Raw genomic sequence first — 19800 nt, 5'->3', positions numbered from 1 at the left:
TGTGGCGCGTCGGGGCCGAGGTGCGCCGGGGCTGCTCCGAGGGCACCCCGGGGGTACTTGCGGGTGCCTTGGGGGGCGGGCCAGGGGGGTGTCTTGGGGCCGATCCCGGACAATACGCGGGCCGATCCCGGACCAATCCGCGGTCAACCCCTTGACAGGTATAGACCATTCCGCTTGAGTCTCGGTCAGCCCCGCACCGGCCCGCACCCCGGTCGGCTCGTCCCCCACGACGCGCCCCCGCGCGGGGCAGAGGCCCCCTGGCACCACAGTCCCTGTCCCACCGATGTGCGGCCCCCACCGCACAAGGGGTGATCACGTGTCAACGAAACGCCTGCTCGCGCTGCTCTCCGCCATGGTCACGGCACTCGCGCTCGCGCTGCTGCTGCCCGCCGCCTCCGCCAACGCCGCCGCCTGCGCCGCCCCCTGGAACGCGGCCACCGCGTACACGGGCGGCGCCGCCGTCTCCTACAGCGGCCACAACTGGTCCGCCAAGTGGTGGACCCAGAACGAGGCCCCCAGCACCGCCGGCACCGGGGTCTGGGCCGACCAGGGCGCCTGCGGCAGCGGCCCCACCGACCCGACGCCCACCCCGACCTCGGGCGGCTGCGTCTACCCGGACTGGGCCGCCGGGCACACGTACGCCACCGGGAGTATCGTCCGCTACACCAACGGCGGGCTCTACCGGGCCACCCACGACAACCCGGGGTACGACCCGGTGATCAGCACCTGGTACTGGGAGCCGTACAGCTGCGGCCCGACGCCGACCGGCACCCCGACCACGACCCCGAACCCCGGCGGATTCCCGGTCGGCCAGGCGCAGTTCAACCAGATGTTCCCGAACCGGAACTCCTTCTACACCTACCAGGGCCTGCTCGACGCACTCGGCGCCTACCCCGGCTTCGCCAACACCGGCAGCGACACCGTCCGCAAGCAGGAGGCCGCCGCCTTCCTCGCCAACGTCAGCCACGAGACCGGCGGCCTGGTCTATGTGGTCGAGCAGAACACCGCCAACTACCCGCACTACTGCGACACCTCGCAGCCGTACGGGTGCCCGGCCGGGCAGGCCGCGTACTACGGGCGCGGTCCGATCCAGCTGAGCTGGAACTTCAACTACAAGGCGGCCGGCGACGCCCTCGGCATCGACCTGCTGCACAACCCCGACCTGGTGCAGACCGACCCGGCCGTGGCCTGGAAGACCGCGCTCTGGTACTGGAACACCCAGACCGGCCCGGGCACCATGACCCCGCACAACGCCATGGTCAACGGGTACGGCTTCGGCGAGACCATCCGCAGCATCAACGGCACCCTGGAGTGCAACGGCGGCAACCCCGCGCAGGTGCAGAGCCGGATCAACGCCTACCAGAGCTTCACCCAGATCCTCGGCACCGTCCCGGGCTCGAACCTGAGCTGCTGACGCTTCGACAGCTCTTCGCCTCGCTCCCGTCGGTACGCCCCCGCTTCGCCCCGATACTTCACGGGGAGTAGCGGGGGCGTACCTCGAGCGGAGGACCGGCGGGGGTGCAGAATCATCGTCACGGCGGACGACCGGGTGGATGGCGGAGGCCTAGGCTCGCAGCCATGAACGACCTTGGCAGCCTTGTCCAGCAGACCGCCGACCGGCTCGCCGGCCAGCAGGTCGGCGCCGTGGTCGCCGGCCTGGCCGGCGGCACGGTGGAGATCCGCGGCGCCGGAAGCACCTCCGCCGGCCCGGGCGGCAGCGCGCCCGGAGCGCACACACTGTTCGAAATCGGCTCGGTCACCAAGGTGTTCACCTCGCTCGCCCTGGCCCGGCTGGTGCTCGCGGACTCGGCCGCACTCGACGAACCACTGTCCCACCTGCTGGCGGACGCGCTGCCGCCCGGCGTCACCGTCCCCGCCAAGGGCAGCACACCGATCACCCTGCAACACCTGGCCACCCACACGTCCGGGCTGCCGCGACTCCCCGCCGGAATGCTGCTGCGCGCCCTCGTCACCCCGAACAAACCCGACCCGTACCGCCATTGCACCACCGACGCCCTGCTGTCCGGGCTCGCCCGCACCAGACTGCGCGCGGTGCCCGGCCGCAGCTTCCGCTACTCCAACCTCGGCGCCGGCCTGCTCGGCCTCGCCCTCGCCCACCGGGCCGGCACCGGCTACGAGGAGCTGGTCACCCGGGAGGTCTGCGAGCCGCTCGGCCTCGCCGACACGGTGATCACCATCGACGAGGAGCGCTCCGGCCGCCTCGCCCACGGCCACACGCCGGGCCGCCGCCCCGTCCCCGGCTGGCACCTGGCCGGCCTCGCGGGCGCCGGCGGGCTCCGCTCGACCGCCGCCGACCTGGCGATACTCCTGCGGGCCCAGCTGGCGCCCGCCCCCTCCCCCGCCGCCACCTCCCCCGCCGCCGCCCCCACCACGGCACCGGGCGGCTCATCGCTGGCGCCCGCGATAGCGCTCACCCGGGAGGTCAAGCACCACGTCAACCCGTTCGCCTGGATGCACCTCGGCTGGCTCGCCCACCGGCTCCACCCCCGGCAGGGCGGCCACCTCCAGATCTGGCACAACGGCGAGACGGGCGGCTTCCGCTCCTTCGTCGCCTTCGACCCCGAGAAGCAGGTCGGCGTCATAGTCCTGGCCAACACCCGCCGTTCGGTCGATCCGGCGGGGGTGGCCCTGCTGCGCACCCTGCAGAACGACCACGCGACGGACGGTGGCGGCGCGTAGGCGGGGGCGGGGACGGGGGCTCCCGGCACCCCGCCGGCTACCCGACCCACCCCGGGCCGCCCCCGCGACGCGCAGGCGACGGCCGAGGTGACCACCGGACCGCTGCGGCGCCCGGACGTCGCATGCCGGGCCATGTCGGGGCGACACCGCCCGGCGCCAGGCCAACCCCCGTCCAGGTCGAGCACGCGGATCCCGGGCGGGGAAGCCCACGCTCAGCGGGCCTGACGTACCCACCACGCCCTCGTGAGGGTGCCGCAGCGCCGCCGGATCACCGTTCGGGCTGGGTTGGCCCCGTCATGACCACAGTCGCGCCGGCTGCGGCCGGATCGGCGGCCGCCAGAGTGGCACTCGCTCCGGTGACCCTGCGCACTGCCTTGCCTGAAACGGCCGCCTGCACCACGGGTCCTCCCCAAGCCCGGCAGCGCCGGTCGTGCCGCGCGCGGGGTCGGAAGCAGAGACCGAACGATCACGTCCGGAGAGTGACCCGGACCACAACTTCACAGCATTGGAATTCCAAACTTACTAGTCCTATAGTGAGTTTGCTTTTCCAACCACCCCAGAGGAAGGCGGCCGCCATGCGTGACGCCGTGATCGTCGAAGCCGTCCGTACCCCCATCGGCAAAGGCAAGCCGGGAGGCGCACTCTCGTCCGTCCACCCGGTCGAGCTGCTCGCGCACACCCTCCAGACCCTGATCGGCCGCAGCGGCGTCGACCCGGCGCTGATCGACGACGTGATCGGCGGCTGTGTCGACCAGGTTGGCGAGCAGGCCATGAACACCACCCGGTACGCCTGGCTGGCGGCCGGCCTGCCGGACTCCGTCCCGGCGACCACGGTCGACCGGCAGTGCGGCTCCTCCCAGCAGGCCGTCCACTTCGCCGCGCAGGGCGTGATCGCGGGCGCGTACGACCTGGTGGTGGCGTGCGGGATCGAGTCGATGAGCCGCGTGCCGATGTGGTCCAACGTGCCGCCGGGATCGGACCCGTTCAGCGCCGCGATCGCCGCCCGCTACCCCGGCGGGCTGATCCCGCAGGGCGTCAGCGCGGAGCTGATCGCCGCCAAGTGGTCCGTCTCGCGCGAGGCGATGGACGCCTTCGCCACCGCCTCCCACGCCAAGGCCGCGCACGCCCACGCCACCGGCCTCTTCGAGGCGGAGCTGGCACCGGTCACCACGCCCGCCGGACTCGTCGCCATGGACGAGTCGGTTCGCCCCAGCACCACGCCGGAGATCCTGGCCGGCCTCCGCCCGTCCTTCACCGACCCCGGCTTCGCCGAGCGATACCCGCAGATCGACTGGTCGGTGACGGCCGGCAACAGCAGCCCGATCAACGACGGCGCCTCCGCCGTCCTGATCACCAGCAGCGAGACTGCGGTGCGGCTCGGCCTGCGTCCGCTGGCCCGGCTGCACTCCTTCGCGGTGACCGGTTCGGACCCACTGCTGATGCTGACCGGCGTCATACCCGCCACCGAGAAGGTGCTCCACCGCGCCGGGCTGTCACTGGCGGACATCGACCTGTTCGAGGTGAACGAGGCGTTCGCCAGCGTCGTGCTGGCCTGGCTCCAGGAGACCGGCGCCGACCCCGCGAAGGTGAACGTCAACGGCGGCGCGATCGCGCTCGGCCACCCGCTCGGCGCCAGCGGCACCCGACTGATGACCACCCTGGTGCACGCGATGCGCGAGCACGGCGCGCGGTTCGCACTGCAGACCATGTGCGAGGCGGGCGGCCTGGCCAACGCCACCATCCTGGAGGCGCTGGACTGACACCGGCCCGCCGGGTCAACGCCCGGCGGCCGACCGGGCCCGCTCCTGCCGCGGCTGCGGCTCCGCCGCCGTCCCGACCGGCGCGAGCAGACGGTGCGGGCGGGCCGGCGCGCGTCCGCCCGGATCCGGGCGGACATCGGGCGAGGCACCCGGCCCGGGGGGCTTCTCCACCTCGCCAAACAACCGGAGAACGCGCAACACCAGGCCGCCTCACCCACACAGGAAGTCGGCTCGGCCGACATCCTGGGCGCGAGGGCACGCGCGGGAAGCGGTTGGCATCCGCCGGCCGGCCGGGCCCGGTGCGGTGGGGGTCGGGCCGGCCGGCGTCCTGGGCCGGCGGGGCCCGGGCTCGCACGGTGGTGTGGCCAGGGGCCGGGGGCTGCGGACGGGCTCCGCGGAGCCGGCGCGGGTCGGTGGAACGAGCGGGGCCGTGGGGCCGCGTGGGAAGATGGCAGGGCTGGTGGAAACGATCTCCGGGCGGTTCTCTGGCCATGGTGAACGAGCAGCGTGATGCCGGCGAGCCCAGGCGGCCGCGTCAGGATGCCCTGCTGATGGTGCCGATCGCGACCGCGCTGATCGAGGCCGACGGCCGGATCCTGCACTGGAGCAACGACGCCGAGGCACTGCTCGGTTACACGGCCGAGGAGGCGATCGGCACGCGGGCCGCGCAGTTGCTGGCCTCCGACGAGCAGCGGCCGGAGGTGATGGAGCTGTTCCAGGAGATCCTGGACGGCCGCGGCTGGTCGGGCGTGTTCCCCGTCCGGCACCGGGACGGCCACCACGTCAACCTGGAGTTCCGCACCCACCCGATCTCGGGGCCGGGCGGCAGCCCGTTGGTGCTCGCGGTGGCGTCCGACGTGACGACGCTGCGCCGGATCCAGGCGGATCTCGCCGTCCTCGACGGGTTCTTCACGCAGTCCCCGGTCGGGATGGGCGTGTTCGACACCCGGCTCGCCTTCGTCCGGCTGAACGACGCGCTGGCCCGGGTGAACGGCCTGCCCGCCGACGCGCACCTGGGGCACCGGCTGAGCGAGCTGCTGCCCGGGATCAACGGGGAGGAGAGCGAGGCGGTGATGCGGCAGGTGCTGGAGAGCGGCGAGCCGGTGGTGGACTCGCGCTCGCACGGCCGCACCCTGGGCGATCCGGAGCACGACCACGCCTGGTCGGCCTCGTACTTCCGGTTGGAGGACCCGGCCGGGGAGGTCCTCGGGGTGAGTTCGACGGTCATCGACGTCACCGAGCGGTTCCGCGCGGACGCCCGGGCGGCGCGGGCTCAGGAGCGGCTGTCGCTGCTGGTCGACGCCACGGCGTCGATCGGCACCACGCTGGACCTGCGGCAGACCGCCCGCGAGCTGGCCGACGCGATGGTGCCCAGGGTCTCGGACATCAGCGGCGTGTTCGCGCTGGAGGCCCTGGTCGCGGGGCGCAACGTGGAGCCGCTGGACCCGTCCGCCGCCCAGCTGGTGCGCCGGCTGGCGCTCGCCACCACCGACCCGCTCTACCCGGCCGAGGCGCTGCCGGTGGACACGGTGTACGAGGTGGCACCGGACTCTCCGTACGCGCGGGCCCTGGCGACCGGGCGCACGGTGGTGGTGCCGTCCTGGGAGCTGCCGCTGCTGAGCCAGGGGATCTCCGAGAGCCGCCGCCAGGCATATCTCGGCGACCGGCCGCGTTCGGTGCGGATCACCCCGTTGGTGGCGCGCGGCACCACGCTGGGCATGGTGGTGTACTCGCGGCGCGGCGAGCGGGAGTCCTTCGCCGAGGCTGACATCACCCTCGGTGACGAGCTTGCCTCGCGGGCCGCCGTGGCGATCGACAACGCCCGGCTCTACCTGCGCCAGCACCAGACCGTGCTGGCCCGGCAGCAGGCGCTGCGTGAGGCGAAGGCCGCGCAGGAGCGGCTGGCACTGGTCAACGCCGCCTCGGCGCGGATCGGCACCACACTCGATCTCGCCCAGACCGCCCAGGAGTTGGCCGAGGTGGCGACGCCCCGGCTGGCCGACACCGTGGTGGTGGAGGTGCTGGACGACCTGGTGCGCGGCGAGCGCGAGGCCCGCACGCTGGCGGACGGTTCGGCCGTGCTGCGCCGGATGGCCTTCCACTCGGCGCACGGTTCGACGCTGGAGCCGATCGACCGCACCGGCGGGGTGCAGCGGTTCCGGCCTGGTTCGCCGTACGCGTGGAGCCTGGCGCACCGCAAGCCGGTGCTGGTGCCGCGGATGGACGCGGCGGGCATGGCCTGGTTCACCGACGACCCGGTCCGCACGGCCGCCGCCAGGAAGCAGAACGTGCGCTCGTTCATGGTGGTGCCGCTGATCGCCCGGGGCTCGCCGGTCGGTGTCGCAGCGTTCTACCGGACGGTGGTGGAGCGCCCGTACGAGGACGACGACCTGGCGCTGGCCGGGGAGTTGGCGGTGCGGGCGGCGGTGTCGATCGACAACGCGCTGCTGTTCACCCGGGAGCGCGACGCGGCGGCTGCCCGCCAGCGCGCCCTGGACGAGGCGTGGGCGGCGCAGCAGCGGCTGTCGCTGCTCAACGAGGCCAGTACCCGGATCGGCACCACGCTCGATCTGCACCGCACCGCCGAGGAGTTGGTGGAGGTGGTGATCCCGCGCTTCGCCGACTTCGTCACCGTCGACCTGCGCGAGGCGGTGCTGAGCGGCGACGAGCCCAGCCCCGTCCCGGACGACGGCACGGTACTGCTGCGGGCGGTCGCCGTCGGCGAGGCCAACTCGAACGGGGTGATGGCGAGGGCCGCCGACCAGGTCGGCGCCAACTCCCAGTCCGCGCAGGTGTACGCGGAGAGCCTGCGGACGGGGCGCTCGATCCTGGTGTCGGAGGTGGACGAGGAGGCGCTGCGGCGGATCGTCGCCTCGCCGGACCGGGTGCAGCCGGGCCTGGAGGCCGGGGTGCACTCGTACCTGATGGTGCCGCTGCTGGCGCGCGGACTGGTGCTGGGCGGCGCGGAGTTCATCCGGATCCGCAATCCGGTGCCGTTCGGGCAGGCCGACCGGGCGCTGGCCGAGGAGCTGGCCGCCCGGACGGCGCTGGCGATGGACAACGGCCGGCTCTACCGGCGCGAGCGGGACACCGCGCTCACGCTGCAACGCAGCCTGCTGCCGCAGGAGATCCACCGCACGCTGGGGCTGGAGATCGCCTACCGGTACCTGCCGAGCAGTGTGGTCAGCGAGGTCGGCGGCGACTGGTTCGACGTCGTGCCGCTCTCCTCGGGCCGGGTGGCGCTGGTGGTCGGCGACGTGATGGGCCACGGCATCCGGGCCGCCGCGACGATGGGCCAGCTCCGCACTGTGGCGCGCACGTTGATCACGCTGGAGCTGGACCCGGCGCGGGTGCTGCACCGGCTGGACGAGGCCACCAGCGCCCTCGGGGAGGGCCAGTTCGCGACCTGCGTCTGCGTGGTGTACGACCCGGTGGACCGGCTCTGCACCGCCGCCTGCGCGGGCCACCTGCCGCCGGTGGTCGCCGACGCCGAGGGCGCGGCCCGGCTGCTCGACCTGCCGCCCGGGGCCCCGCTGGGGGTCGGCGGAGTCCCGTTCGAGAGCGTCGAGTTCACGCTCCCGGAGGAGGGCATCCTGGCGATGTACACCGACGGGCTGGTCGAGCGCCGGGGCCGCGACCTCGACGAGGGCCTGGACCAGCTCTGCCGGACCATCGCCGACCGGCGCCGCTCGCTGGAGCAGACCTGCGACGCCGTCCTGGCCGAACTCACCGGCCGCACCAGCGAGGACGACATCGCGATCATCCTGGCGCAGGTCCGGCCGGCCGGCGCCGACCGGATCGCCACCCTGCCGCTCACAGACGACCATGCGATGGTCGCGCACTCGCGCCGGTTCACCCGCGAGACGCTCATCGGCTGGGGGCTCGGCCCGCTCGCCGACTGGGCCGAGCTGCTCACCAGCGAGCTGATCACCAACGCCCTGGTGCACGCCGGATCCCCCACCCAGCTACGGCTGTTCTACAACCGGCTGCTCACCGTGGAGGTCGCCGACCGGGACGCCGAGTCGCCCCGGATGCGGCGCGCCCGCGAGGAGGACGAGGGCGGTCGCGGCATGCACCTGGTCAACGAGCTCGCCCACCGCTGGGGCAGCCGGCGCACCCGGGACGGCAAGGTGGTCTGGTTCGAACTGGAGCTGCCGCCGGGTACGCCAGCCCGCTGATCACCCACGACAACCGCTGTTTGTCGCCGCCGCCGTGCGGTTGTTCGCCCGCGCGCACCCCGAGGGGCTTGGCTTGGTCCCGGCAGAAAGACCGACCCGGAACACCAGGAGCAGACCGTGGACCAGCTCGACCCCCGTACCGTCGTGGAGCGCTACGTCACCGCCATCGCCACCGGCGACCTCCCCACCGCGATTGCCTCGTTCGCGGAGAACGCCACCTGGTCCTACCCCGGCGACCTGCCGCTGTCGCGGGTCTGGAACGGCCGGGACGCCATCGTCGGGGACTTCCTCGGCTCGGTGGGCACCCTGTTCGCTCCCGACGGCGCCCCGCAGGTGACGCTCACCGGCCTGCTGGCGGACGGCCCGCAGGTGGTCGCCGAGTGGACCGCCAAGGGCACAGCGGCCAACGGCACCGCGTACGACAACCAGTGCCTGGGCATCTTCACCGTCGAGAACGGCCTGATCACCGCGGTGCGCGAGTACCTGGACACGCACCACGCGGCACTCACGCTGTTCGCGGACCGGTCCGTCTGAGCCCGGGCCGGGCCGGGCCGTCCGAGCCCCGGACCGGTCGGCCTGGGCCCCGCCCCGGGCGATCGTGCCTAGGCGGGCAGCAGCAGGTTGACGTCGCCGAACTCGTGCCACAGGTAGCGGTGTCGGACCGCCTCCGCGTAGCACCGCGCCAGCAGGGGGCGGCCCGCGACGGCGGCGAGCATGAGCAGGTGGGAGGCGCGGGGCTCGTGCCAGCCGGTGAGGAGGCCGTCCACGGCACGGACGCCGCGGTCGGGGGTGATCACCAACTCGGTCCAGCCGTCGGCCTGGTGGACGGTGCCGTCCGGGGCGGCGGCCGACTCCAGGGCGCGGACGACGGTGGTGCCGACCGCGATCACCCGGCCGCCGCCGGACCGGACGTGGCCGACCAGGCGGGCGGTCGCGGCCGGCACCTGGAACCGCTCGGCGTACGGGGCCTCGTGCGCCTCCGGGGAGGCGACGCCGGTGTGCAGGGTGATCGGCGCGACCAGTACCCCGCGGCCGGCCAGTCGGGCCACCACCTCGGCGGTGAACGGGCGGGCGGCGCTGGGCATTTCGCTGCTGCCCGGAACGGTCGCGAAGACCGTCTGGTACGCCTCGATCGGCCAGTCGCCGTCCACATAGCCGTACCGGATGGCCTTGCCATGGCTGGCCAGGTAGCCCGACAGCGGTGCGGGAAGGTCGAGTCGGGCGTACCAGAGGCGGGCGGTGAACGGCTCGGCCAGCTCGGCCGATCCGCCGCCCGGCAGCGCCACCCGCAGCCCCGGGCGGGCCGGGGACTCCTCCGGCGGGTAGTAGGCGGCGGCCTCGCCGGGCACCGGCCGACGCAACTCCACCAGGAAGGAGCCGCGTCGGTCCGGCTGGGCGGAGGAGAGGTGCAGCGCGACGGGGCTGCCGTCCGGCAGCCGGCCGGTCAGCGCGGCGGGCAGGGTTGCCGAGTTGTTGACCACCAGCAGGTCGCCGGGGCGCAGCACCCCGGGCAGGTCGGTGAAGCGGCGGTGCTCGACGGCGGCGCCGTCGCGGCGGCCGACCAGCATCCGCACGCCGTCCCGGGCGGTGCCGCGGGCCTCCGCGGGTGCGCGGGCGGAGAGTTCGGGCGGGACGGTGACGTCGATCCCGGGGTCGGTGAGTGCGGTCATCGGTCGCCCTGGGCGGCGGCTTCGACGGCGGCGAGCAGGTCGGCGGCCCGGTAGCGGCCGGAGGCGGGACGGTCGCGGAGCAGGCCGAGCAGGGCGGGGGCGACGGTCTCGGGCAGCGGCTCGGCGGAGATGTCCTCGCCCGGGCAGGCCTCCTGGTACATCCTGGTCCGCATGGTGCCCGGGTCGACCGCCCAGACCTTCAACTCCGGCTCCTCCCGGGCCAGTACGGCGGAGGCATGGTCCAGCGCGGCCTTGCTCGCGCCGTAGCCGCCCCAGCCCAGGTAGGCCTCGACGGCCGCGTCGGAGCTGATGTTGAGCAGGGCGCCGGAGTGCGCGCGCAGCTGCGGCAGCAGCAGCTGGGTCAGGGCGATCGGCGCGAGGGCGTTGACCTCGAACATCTCCAGCAGGTCGGGCAACGGGACGTCGGCGAGCCGGGGCAGCGGCTCGCTGTCCGCGTCCGAGCCGTTCAGCGTGCCGGCGTTGTTGACCAGGAGCGTCGCGCCGCCGAGCGCGGCGGCGGCCTCGGCCAGGCGCGCGCGGTGGTCGTCGTCGACGACCGAACCGGCCAGCGCGGTGACCTTGGTGAGAGCGGCCAGCTCGGCCTCGACGGCGGAGAGTCCGGCCCGGTCGCGGGCCGTGATCACCAGCTGCCAGCCGTCGGCGGCCAGCGCCCGGGCCAGCGCCAGACCGAGGCCTCGGGAGGCACCGGTGATCAGGGCGACCGGCTCGGCGGTGTGCGGGGCGACGGGCTGGGCGGTGTGCTGCGATGCGGTGTTCATGGCACCACGATCGCCCCGGACGCCCGCCGCCGGATCGGCCACCGGGCCTGGGACCAGGTCGTCCCTTTGACCTAGATCAAGGGGCCGAGGCGGCGCCCACCCAGCCCCTCCGGGCCCGCCCAGGCGGCCGGGTCCGACCACGCGGCGAGCGTGCGGCGGCTCTCGAAGCGGCGCGGGCGGCCGGTCAGCGGGTCGGTGAACTCCACGGTGGAGGCGAGCAGTTGCAGCGGGCGGCGGAAGTCGTCCGGGGCCGGATCCGGCAGCAGCACCGGGTACACCGGGTCGCCGAGGATCGGCAGGCCGAGGCCGCTCATGTGCAGTCGCAGCTGGTGGGTACGCCCGCTGAGCGGGAGCAGCCGGTAGTGGCCTAGGCCGTCGCGGTGCTCGACCAGCTCGATCCGGCTCTCGCTGTTCGGCGGGGCGTCCAGCTCCCGCGCCGCGATCACGCCGCGCTCCTTGACGATGTGGCTGCGCACGGTGCACGGCAGCGCGAGCGCCGGGTCGTACGGCGCGATCGCCCGGTACTCCTTGCGGACCAGCCGGTCACGGAAGAGCGTCTGGTAGGCACCGCGTTCCTCGGGGCGGACCACGAACATCGCCAGGCCCGCCGTCAGCCGGTCCAGCCGGTGGGCCGGGCTGAGGGCGGGGAGGTCCAGCGAGTGCCGCAGCCGGGAGAGTGCCGTCTCGACGACGTGCCGGCCGCGCGGGGTGGTGGCCAGGAAGTGCGGCTTGTCGACCACGACCAGGTGCTCGTCGCGGTGCACCACCTCCACCTCGAAGGGGACCGGGACCTCGTCCGGCAGCTCGCGGTAGAGCCAGAGGTGCGCCCCCGGCCGGAACGGCTCGTCCGGCCCGATCGGCCCGCCCTGGCCGACGATCTCGCGGCCCTGCAGCAGCGCGTCGATCCGCTCCGGCGCCACGGTGGGCAGCCGCTCGGCCAGGTACGCGCGCACCGTCGGCCACGGCCCCTCGACGGGCAGCCTCAGGTGCACCGGGTCCACCCCGCGGCGCTGGGGAAGGGGGGCGACCGGCTTGCTCTTGCGTCTCATCTCGCCGCCAGCCTAGCCGGGGGCGGCGACGGCACCCCGGGGCGGCCGGCGGGAGGGCGGGGCGCCCCGTCCGACGTGCCGATGGCGGCCGCCGCGGTGGAGAGTGGACGGTGAGGCCCCCGCCGACCCCCACTGGAGGCGTACGCGTGACCGCCGACGGACCGCAGGGCGCGGTGCCGCCGCTGCATCTGCCGCGGCGGACGCGGCTGCTGCTCGCCTGTGCGTACCTCCTGCTGGTCGCGGCCGTGGTGGCCGACCTGGTGTCCGGTCCGGGGACGACCCTCTCCCCCGTGCTCGCGGTGGCGCCGGTGCTGGCCGGGGCGACCACCCGGCGGGCCCGGGTGCCGCTGCTCACGGGAGCGGCCGCCATGGTCGCGGTCGGCCTGCTGGAGGTCTCCAACCACGGGCTGCCCACCTCCGTCCACCTGACCGCGCTGATCACCGTGCTCGCCGCCACGCTCGCCAGCGCCGGGAACGTGGTGCTGGTGGCGGCCCGGGAGCGGGAGCTATTCCAGGTCCGCACGGTGGCCGAGGCGGCGCAGCGGGCGCTGCTGCGGCCGCCGCCGGAGCGGCTCGGGCCGCTGCGGGTGGCGGTGCGGTACGTCGCGGCGGCGGCCGAGGCGCGGATCGGCGGGGACCTGTACGAGGTGGCGCAGGGCCCGTACGGGATCCGGGTCCTGCTGGGGGACGTGCAGGGGCACGGGTTGCCGGCGGTGGAGACGGCGGCGGACGTGCTGGGGGTGTTCCGGGAGGCGGCCCGCACGGAGCCGGAGCTGGCCCGGGTGGCGGAGCGGCTGGACTCGGCGCTGGCGAGCCGCCCGGTGAACGAGCGGTTCGTCACGGCGCTGCTGCTGGGGGTGGACCCGGCGGGCGGCGCGGCGCGGCTGGTCAACTGCGGCCATCCGCACCCGCTGCTGCGCACGGCGGGCCGGGTGAGCGAGCTGGAGCCGCCGCACCACGCCCCGCCGCTGGGGCTGCTCGGCCTGATGGGCGGGGGCTACCGGGCGGGCGGTTTCGAACCCCGTCCGGGCGACCTGCTGCTGCTCTACACCGACGGCGTGTCCGAGGCCCGGAACGCGGCCGGCCGGTTCTTTCCGTTGGCGGAGCGGCTGACGGGGGTGTCCGCGGGGAGCCCGGAGGACGTGCTGGACGAGCTGCTGGCGGAGGTCCGCGCCTGGGTGGGCGTCGCCGGCCTGGCCGACGACGCGGCCCTGCTGGCACTGCGCTGGGAGCACTGAGCGGCGGTCGGCGCCACTGTCGGTGCCGTGTGCAACGCTGTCCGTGCGGTCGGCGGAGCGCCGTCCACGGGCAGGTTCGTCGAGGGGACGGTGTCATGGGGATCAAGGCGGGCGGGGCGTTCGAGGTGACCGCGTTCGAGCCGGAGGAGACGGACGAGCGACCGGGCGCGACGCTCGGCCGGGTCCGGATGACCAAGGAGTTCACGGGCGGCCTGACGGGCAGCAGCGTGGTGCGGATGCTCTCCGTGCTGGGCGGCTCGGGCGCCCCGGCGGGGTACGTCGCGATGGAGCACTTCACCGGTGAGCTGGACGGCCGGAAGGGCTCGTTCGTGCTCCAGCACACGGCGCCGGACAGCCGGGGCGAGCGGCTGGCGATCCGGGTGCTGGCGGGCACCGGCGCGGGCGAGCTGGCGGGGCTGACCGGCACGTTCGAGCTGAACGTGGACGACGAGGGCAGGCACACCTACGCCCTGGAGTACGAGCTGGGCTGATCCGGGCAGGGCCGGCGAACTGGGCCGATCCGATCCGGGCCCGCGAGCTGGGCCGATCCGGGCCGAACCAGGACGGGCCGGACCGATACGGGCCGGCGGGAGTGCCTGCGCGGCGTCGGCGTCGCCCGGCCCGCCGCTGTCACGATGATGCGATCGGCAGACGATCGATCGCGGAAGGTGACGAATGGCCCGGGACATGGCGCACGCGGTTGACGAGGTGATCCACCGGCTGCGCGGGATCGGCGCCGGCCTCCCGGACGGCGACGGTGTCGCGGTGTTCAACCGGATGTACCTCACCGTGACGGAGGCGGTCCGCCGCCACCTCGGCCGCCGCTACTTCGCCGACCCGGCCGCGATGGCCGAACTGGACGTGGTGTTCGCCGGGCGGTACCTGCTGGCCGTGGACGCCGTCGCGGCGGGGCGGCGGCCGCCGGCCTGCTGGCGGCCGCTGTTCGAGCTGCGGGCGGACCCGGACGTGCACCCGATGCAGTTCGCGCTGGCCGGAATGAACGCCCACATCCAGCACGACCTGCCGCTCGCCGTGGTCGACACCTGCCACCGCCTCGGCCGCACGCCCTGGCAGCTAGCCGCCGACTACCACCGGATCAACGGCCTGCTCGCCGCGGTGGAGACGGCCGTGCGGGAGCAGCTGATGCCGGGGCCGGACGTGCTGGAGCGGGCCGAGCCGCTGACGCACCGGGTGGGCGCCTGGTCGGTGGACGCCGCCCGGGACGCGGCGTGGGCGACTGTTCCGAAAGGGACCTCTCAAAACCGTGATGGTGGCGCCCACATCGGCCGCCCGCCTTCAGCGTAGAACTCGGCAGCGTCGGCGTCGATCGACACCCGGCGTCGACCAGCTCGTCACGGACCTCCTCACCCGCGAGCAGTTCGCCCAGGCCAAGCCCATCGCCGAGGCAGCGGTCCAGGAGGCCCGGCAGCCTGCTGGCCGCCGCTCAGGAGGAGACGGCGCTGGCCCGGGTGCCAGCTGTCCAGACGATCCGGGAAGCCTGAGACGCCTCCGGCCTGGACTGGCGGCTGAGCATCGTGAAGCTGGTGGTCGAGCGGGTCACGGTGATCCCGGGCGGCCGACTCGGCAGTAAGACCTGGCGGGATCCGGTTCGACCCGGAATTCATTCAGATCCACTGGAAGCACTGATACCGAGCGAGATCCCAAGCCAATGTTCAGCCCGCCTTCGACGGGCTTTTCGTCGCTAATCGAAGGGAATTCCCTAGGAGCCACATCGAGTTACAGGCGCGGAATTCAAGAAAGTCCTTGCAATTCCCGATGAATTAGTTTATGATGTTCGATTGCGGATCCTTCTCTGCTGAGTGATAGAGGTGGGCCCGGAATATCGGGCCTCCCCTCAAGCAGGAAGGCCGATCACAATGCCAATTGGCTTCGAGAACGACCTCGATGACGACGAAGTCGGACATCCCGAATGGTCGGGCCATTCCGCCATCTACGGCGGCGACCTGACGCTCGATGCTTTTTTCGAGGCACTGAGGCGCGGTACCAGATTTAAGCCCGTAGCAGTAGACCTTGTCGTCTACGAGCAGCTTATCGTTTCTGAGTGGATGGCAGGCCACGAGATCACGATCCAAGTTGTTCCAACGTCCATACGCGCGGTGAGCCCCGACGATTCGCGCGTATACGACTATGAGGTCGAAGGCTGGATACTCGGTGACTACCCAGAGCAAATCTGGGTACGGCTAAAGCTGGACACGCGCGGGGAAGTCGGCATCATCGAGGAAGGTGAAATCCGGGTTATCCCTGCCAGCGAGGCCACCGGCTCAGTTCCGAAGTACTCTGTGCCGGAGGGCGTGCCCGACAGCGACTCAACCGATTAACTCCCAACAGGGTGCAAGGTAACTTGCACCCTTTTCATTTTCCCTCACGGGATGCCCATGAGATAACGAGCCAATGGTAGTAGTGGGGGTCAGGTTGGCGGACGATATGCCGATACGATCCGTCCTGTCGCGGCCGCAGCACTTCCTCCTGCCCTTTCAGTAGCCACGGATCATCCGAACGCCGCCCGGCAAGCACGCGATACGGGCTACATGCAGATTCAAACTTGAGCTGAACGGTCAGTTGAGGAATCTGTGGCAAAGAGTGCATCTTCAGGTTGTAGGCCCCGCCACCCATGAGGGGAGAATCCGAGAAGTCGATTTCATAGCTGTATTGGAATGACTCCTTCGGTTCCGGTACGGAACTAAGTTGGGCGGCAATGTCACCCTCCCCTTAAAATGAACACGTTGTCTCTTTCCAGATAACCGTATACACTACGCAAATCATCCAAAGGAGCGTGTCCAGATGCCAACCGGCCAACCCACCGACTCAAAAATTAAGGCTGGAATTATCACCAAGATCCGTAATGAGGGCCTGAGCGTCGCCGACGCTAGCGTCACCTACGGTTTCCACAGCAAGACCATCTACAACTGGCTCCGCGAGGGCGTAGTGGATGGCAATCGCAACCTCATCTTAGAAAACAACAAGCTGCGGAAAGAACTTGAGATTGCATACCGGATTATTGGCCGAGCCACCGCCGAGATGCAGCGCCCAAAAAGTTAAGCCTCCTGGAAGAAGTCGAACCAGGGTGGCGCGGTCACTTTGCCCGCATCTTGCGAGTTTCTAGAACCAGCTATTACCGCCTGCCTCAGGCACTAGCCGCTCGTGACGCCTTGGCGGTGGCCGCCCTTAAGAAGGCCCACGAGGATCACCAGTTCTACGGCGTTGCACGACTCGCTCTGCACCTAGGCTGGAGCGAGAAGAAAGCCCGACGTATCCGCAACTTAGCCGGTATTGTCATCCAGCGAGCGAGCAAGAAGCGCAGGTACGGCAAATCTGGCCGAGCTGAGATACCAGCGCCAGATAACGCCTTGCGGCCCTATGCCACGTTCAAGGATGTATCCCGGCCCCAGGACGGCATGAGCTATGCCGGCATGACTGATTCAGGTGGCTGGGTGCAAGACTTTACCTACCTGTGGTTTGACCGCAGCTTTCATTACCTGGCGGTAGTTATTAACCTGAAGACACGTCAGGTCATGGGCTGGCAACTCGGTCTGCGTCACACGAGCGAGTTGACCTACGCCGCCGTGCTGGATGCATTGAGCAAGCACCCGGCGCCCACCATCCTGCATTCCGACCAAGGCAGCGGGTACCTAAGCCACAAGCACGAACTGCTATGCGAGCGCATGGAAATCGTTTTGTCGTGCTCTGACAAAGCCAGTCCCTGGCAGAACGGTTTCATGGAACGGTTCTTTGGCACGATTAAGTTAGAGCTGGGGCCACTTGGCGAGTACCGTGACACCCCACATTTATATGAGGCGGTGGCCCTGACGATTTATTATTACAACCACAACCGCATACATACGGCCTTGAAAATGAGTCCAGCGGCTTACGCCGCTACGCTAAAAGTTGAAAGAGACAAGGTGTTGCAGAAAGTGGGAGGTTGACACCGTGGCCGATGCCACGGACTGCCAATGCACCCCCGGAGCCGCGAGGGGCACCACCAAGGGCGTCAGGTGGGTATTGAGGCCAGCCTACGGCCCTCAGTGGCACCGTGGTCGTCGATCCGAATCTGAAGGGCGACATCCGCATGGAGCGGCAGCGGCGTCGGTTGTGTCGAAGCTCGCACAACCGTGCGACTCGTGAGCGTGGTGGTGCGCAAGTCGGATAGAAGGAATTTTGATTGCCACGAGGCCACCGGGGATGTGATCCTGATCACAGAATGGCAGGAGGCGTCATGGCAAAGCCCCGGTGGCACCACATGTTGATGCAGTCTCAACGGCACGCCCTCAAGGCGGTCGATGAGTGGAACTGCTCGGGTGGTGACTACGGAGACTTCCTGACCCACATGCACAAGGCGTGGCACTACCTGCTGCATGCGGAGTTCCACAAGGACGGTGTGGACTACCACTACCGGGACCCCAAAACCGGGCGGCATGCGATCGTCGACGGTGAGCCCAAGGCCTGGGCCCTGGAGGATTGCCTGAAGCGGCGCTACCCCAACTCGGCGGACCCCGTCCGACTGAATGCCGAGCTCTTCGTTCAGCTGCGCAACAAGGTGGAGCACCGCTACGAGCACGGGCTCAAGGTCGTGACGGGCGGCAAGGCCCAGGCGCTCGTCTTCAACTTCGAGCACGAGATGGTGTCCCATTTCGGGCCGCTCTACAGCCTTGCCGATCGGTTGCGGTTCCCGATCTCGCTCCAGCAGCTCACCGCGGCCGGCCGCGACGAACTACGTGCGGCCGCAGCCAAGCTCCCGCGACGGACCCGTGACCTGGTCGCCCGCTACGAGGCGGCGCTCGACCAGGAGGTCCTGGATGATCTTCAGTACGACTACCGCGTTCGACTGGTGCCCATCGTGGGCCCCAAGACCGATGCTGACCTAGCGATCAACTTCGTGAGGCTGGATGAGCTCACCGAGGACGAGCGGAAGATCATGACGGAGGCGGGCCGAAACGGAACCGTTCTCGTTCGCGACCGTCAGGTGGAGGTGGCGGATAAGGGCAAGCTGCTGCCGAGCAAGGTCGTCCAGCTGGTCGACAGCCAGGTGCCGTTCGATTTCAAGATCCATCACCACACCGAACTGTGGCACCGGCTTGGGGTGCGGAAGCCGAAGGGGGCCGCGAAGCCGTACGACACGGACGCCAAGTACTGCGTGTACAGCGAGGCGTTCGGGAACTACGTCTACACCGACGCCTGGGTGAAGCGGATCATCACCGAGGTTGGCACTCCGGAGAAGTACCGCGCGTTCTTTGGGGGTGAGCCGCAGGGGCAGGTGGTCCAGCTGCCCGGCCAATCCAGCGGCGAACACCAGGTCGACAACCTGGCGCAGAAGAAGTCCGCATGACGTTCGATCAGAAGTTCGATGCAGTCCGTGCGGGACAGGGGGTCTGGTCGGACGGCTGACCCTGTTCTGACGGTCTGCGTCGGTACCATCAGCTGATCGGGGTAGCGGGTCGAGCCGACCCGACTGGGGAGGACAGAGGTAGACGTGACTCAGTCAATGCGGGCGCAGCGGATTCACCCCGGGGCCTACGACGCTCTGCGGGAAGCGTTGGCCGCCATCTACTGGTACAAGGGCGATCTTGAGAACTTCATCCGGACCCGCAGCAGCGCCCACCCGGAGCTGGTCGCCGGCCTGGACTTCACCGCCTACAAGATCGTGTTCGCCAAGGCGTTCGTCACTCGGCTCCTGACGGGCGAGGCGCGGTACCGCGACCTCACGCTCAGCATCATGCTCGAAGTGGCCCAGATGGACAGCTTCCCCAGCCTGAAGCGGCACGCCGACGCGGCCACCCTGCTGCCGGCCGCTCAGGAGGCGGTGGCCGCCCTGAAGACCTGGACCCAGCAGCACCAGGGCATCATCGACGAGCGCCAGCGGCTCGCCGCGGATCTGGCCGACCACCGGGCAGCCGCCCAGGCCCAGCAGGGCTTCGCGGCCAAGCTGGTGGCGCTCAAGGACCGGTTCATGGAGCTGAGCCAGATGCCGAACCGGCAGAAGGCCGGTCTGGCGTTCGAACCCTTCCTGAACGAGCTGTTCCACCTGTTCGATCTGGACCCCCGGTTGTCCTACAAACTGGAGACCGAGCAGATCGACGGCTCCCTGTCGTTCGACACCGACGACTACATCGTGGAAGCGAAGTGGTGGAAGGAGCCGATGGAGCGGGAGCACGTGGACATCTTCGACGCCAAGGTGAGGCGCAAGGGCAAGAACGCCCTCGGGCTGTACATCGCCGTCAACGGCTTCACGGCCGGCGCGCTGCGCGAGCATGATCGCCGGACCTCGTTCATCACCATGGACGGCGCGGACCTGTACGCCGTGCTGGAGGGGCGTATCCCGCTCGATGAGCTCCTCAAGCGCAAGAAGCGGTACGCCAACGAGACCGGCAACTGCTACTTCCCGGCGCACCTGGCGCTGGCCGACTAGGC

The 19800-nt window shown here is 70.9% G+C and carries 16 protein-coding genes; 13 read left to right on the top strand and 3 right to left on the bottom strand.

Features of this window, described 5'->3' with window-relative positions:
* Positions 1 to 316 precede the first annotated feature (316 nt).
* From ACZ6NC_RS20965 to ACZ6NC_RS20945, 5 genes are all read left to right on the top strand, one after another.
* Positions 317 to 1414, top strand: a complete 1098-nt coding sequence (locus ACZ6NC_RS20965; RefSeq protein WP_465734864.1) for a glycoside hydrolase family 19 protein — start codon at positions 317 to 319, stop codon at positions 1412 to 1414.
* A gap of 164 nt (positions 1415 to 1578) precedes the next feature.
* Positions 1579 to 2700 carry a serine hydrolase domain-containing protein gene (locus ACZ6NC_RS20960; protein ID WP_465734862.1) on the top strand — a complete coding sequence of 374 codons (1122 nt, stop codon included), beginning with the start codon at positions 1579 to 1581 and terminating at the stop codon, positions 2698 to 2700.
* 575 nt (positions 2701 to 3275) lie between these two features.
* Complete coding sequence (locus tag ACZ6NC_RS20955) at positions 3276 to 4460, top strand: thiolase family protein (protein WP_465734860.1); 1185 nt, start codon at positions 3276 to 3278, stop codon at positions 4458 to 4460.
* A 551-nt stretch (positions 4461 to 5011) separates the two neighbouring features.
* A complete protein-coding gene (locus ACZ6NC_RS20950; protein WP_465734858.1) occupies positions 5012 to 8638 on the top strand; it encodes a SpoIIE family protein phosphatase in 3627 nt (1208 codons plus the stop codon).
* Positions 8639 to 8755: 117 nt separating this feature from the next.
* The gene (locus tag ACZ6NC_RS20945; RefSeq protein ID WP_465734856.1) at positions 8756 to 9172 is read left to right on the top strand and encodes a nuclear transport factor 2 family protein; all 417 of its coding nucleotides are present in this window, start codon (positions 8756 to 8758) and stop codon (positions 9170 to 9172) included.
* 68 nt (positions 9173 to 9240) lie between these two features.
* Here ACZ6NC_RS20945 and ACZ6NC_RS20940 read toward each other — a convergent pair whose 3' ends face one another.
* The 3 genes from ACZ6NC_RS20940 to ACZ6NC_RS20930 all read right to left on the bottom strand — a co-directional run bounded on the left by ACZ6NC_RS20940 (position 9241) and on the right by ACZ6NC_RS20930 (position 12136).
* Positions 9241 to 10308: an S-adenosylmethionine:tRNA ribosyltransferase-isomerase gene (locus tag ACZ6NC_RS20940; RefSeq protein WP_465734854.1), complete on the bottom strand. Its 1068-nt coding sequence runs from the start codon at positions 10306 to 10308 to the stop codon at positions 9241 to 9243.
* A complete protein-coding gene (locus tag ACZ6NC_RS20935) occupies positions 10305 to 11087 on the bottom strand; it encodes an SDR family NAD(P)-dependent oxidoreductase (protein ID WP_465734852.1) in 783 nt (260 codons plus the stop codon). The genes ACZ6NC_RS20940 and ACZ6NC_RS20935 overlap by 4 nt, the downstream gene beginning before the upstream one ends.
* A 71-nt stretch (positions 11088 to 11158) precedes the next feature.
* Positions 11159 to 12136, bottom strand: coding sequence for a pseudouridine synthase (locus ACZ6NC_RS20930; RefSeq protein WP_465734850.1), 978 nt, complete (start codon positions 12134 to 12136; stop codon positions 11159 to 11161).
* A 146-nt stretch (positions 12137 to 12282) separates the two neighbouring features.
* Here ACZ6NC_RS20930 and ACZ6NC_RS20925 point away from each other — a divergent pair, with 146 nt between their 5' ends.
* The 8 genes from ACZ6NC_RS20925 to ACZ6NC_RS20890 all read left to right on the top strand — a co-directional run bounded on the left by ACZ6NC_RS20925 (position 12283) and on the right by ACZ6NC_RS20890 (position 19798).
* Positions 12283 to 13374 (top strand): PP2C family protein-serine/threonine phosphatase, encoded by a 1092-nt coding sequence (locus ACZ6NC_RS20925; protein WP_465734848.1) that lies wholly within the window; start codon positions 12283 to 12285, stop codon positions 13372 to 13374.
* A 95-nt stretch (positions 13375 to 13469) separates the two neighbouring features.
* A complete protein-coding gene (locus tag ACZ6NC_RS20920) occupies positions 13470 to 13865 on the top strand; it encodes a DUF3224 domain-containing protein (protein ID WP_465734846.1) in 396 nt (131 codons plus the stop codon).
* Positions 13866 to 14061: 196 nt separating this feature from the next.
* On the top strand, positions 14062 to 14679 hold the full coding sequence (locus ACZ6NC_RS20915) for a DUF5995 family protein (protein ID WP_465734844.1): 618 nt from the start codon (positions 14062 to 14064) through the stop codon (positions 14677 to 14679).
* Between the two features lie 572 nt (positions 14680 to 15251).
* Positions 15252 to 15713, top strand: a complete 462-nt coding sequence (locus tag ACZ6NC_RS20910; RefSeq protein ID WP_465734842.1) for a hypothetical protein — start codon at positions 15252 to 15254, stop codon at positions 15711 to 15713.
* A 463-nt stretch (positions 15714 to 16176) separates the two neighbouring features.
* A complete protein-coding gene (locus ACZ6NC_RS20905) occupies positions 16177 to 16434 on the top strand; it encodes a hypothetical protein (RefSeq protein ID WP_465734840.1) in 258 nt (85 codons plus the stop codon).
* A 50-nt stretch (positions 16435 to 16484) separates the two neighbouring features.
* Complete coding sequence (locus tag ACZ6NC_RS20900) at positions 16485 to 17318, top strand: IS3 family transposase (RefSeq protein WP_465734838.1); 834 nt, start codon at positions 16485 to 16487, stop codon at positions 17316 to 17318.
* Between the two features lie 290 nt (positions 17319 to 17608).
* Positions 17609 to 18718: a DUF3644 domain-containing protein gene (locus ACZ6NC_RS20895; protein ID WP_465734836.1), complete on the top strand. Its 1110-nt coding sequence runs from the start codon at positions 17609 to 17611 to the stop codon at positions 18716 to 18718.
* A gap of 144 nt (positions 18719 to 18862) precedes the next feature.
* Complete coding sequence (locus tag ACZ6NC_RS20890) at positions 18863 to 19798, top strand: restriction endonuclease (protein WP_465734834.1); 936 nt, start codon at positions 18863 to 18865, stop codon at positions 19796 to 19798.
* Positions 19799 to 19800: the final 2 nt, after the last annotated feature.

It is taken from the genome of Kitasatospora sp. NPDC041988, from assembly GCF_055588525.1.
Note: the sequence above shows the minus strand (reverse complement) of the source record. Positions and strands in the feature narration are given on the sequence as shown.

Coding starts and splice junctions, on each gene's coding strand:
- ACZ6NC_RS20960 (WP_465734862.1), top strand. CDS start 1,579: ATGAACGACCTTGGCAGCCTTGTCCAGCAGACCGCCGACCGGCTCGCC.
- ACZ6NC_RS20955 (WP_465734860.1), top strand. CDS start 3,276: ATGCGTGACGCCGTGATCGTCGAAGCCGTCCGTACCCCCATCGGCAAA.
- ACZ6NC_RS20950 (WP_465734858.1), top strand. CDS start 5,012: ATGGTGCCGATCGCGACCGCGCTGATCGAGGCCGACGGCCGGATCCTG.
- ACZ6NC_RS20940 (WP_465734854.1), bottom strand. CDS start 10,308: ATGACCGCACTCACCGACCCCGGGATCGACGTCACCGTCCCGCCCGAA.
- ACZ6NC_RS20935 (WP_465734852.1), bottom strand. CDS start 11,087: ATGAACACCGCATCGCAGCACACCGCCCAGCCCGTCGCCCCGCACACC.
- ACZ6NC_RS20930 (WP_465734850.1), bottom strand. CDS start 12,136: ATGAGACGCAAGAGCAAGCCGGTCGCCCCCCTTCCCCAGCGCCGCGGG.
- ACZ6NC_RS20920 (WP_465734846.1), top strand. CDS start 13,470: ATGGGGATCAAGGCGGGCGGGGCGTTCGAGGTGACCGCGTTCGAGCCG.
- ACZ6NC_RS20915 (WP_465734844.1), top strand. CDS start 14,062: ATGGCGCACGCGGTTGACGAGGTGATCCACCGGCTGCGCGGGATCGGC.
- ACZ6NC_RS20910 (WP_465734842.1), top strand. CDS start 15,252: ATGCCAATTGGCTTCGAGAACGACCTCGATGACGACGAAGTCGGACAT.
- ACZ6NC_RS20905 (WP_465734840.1), top strand. CDS start 16,177: ATGCCAACCGGCCAACCCACCGACTCAAAAATTAAGGCTGGAATTATC.
- ACZ6NC_RS20895 (WP_465734836.1), top strand. CDS start 17,609: ATGGCAAAGCCCCGGTGGCACCACATGTTGATGCAGTCTCAACGGCAC.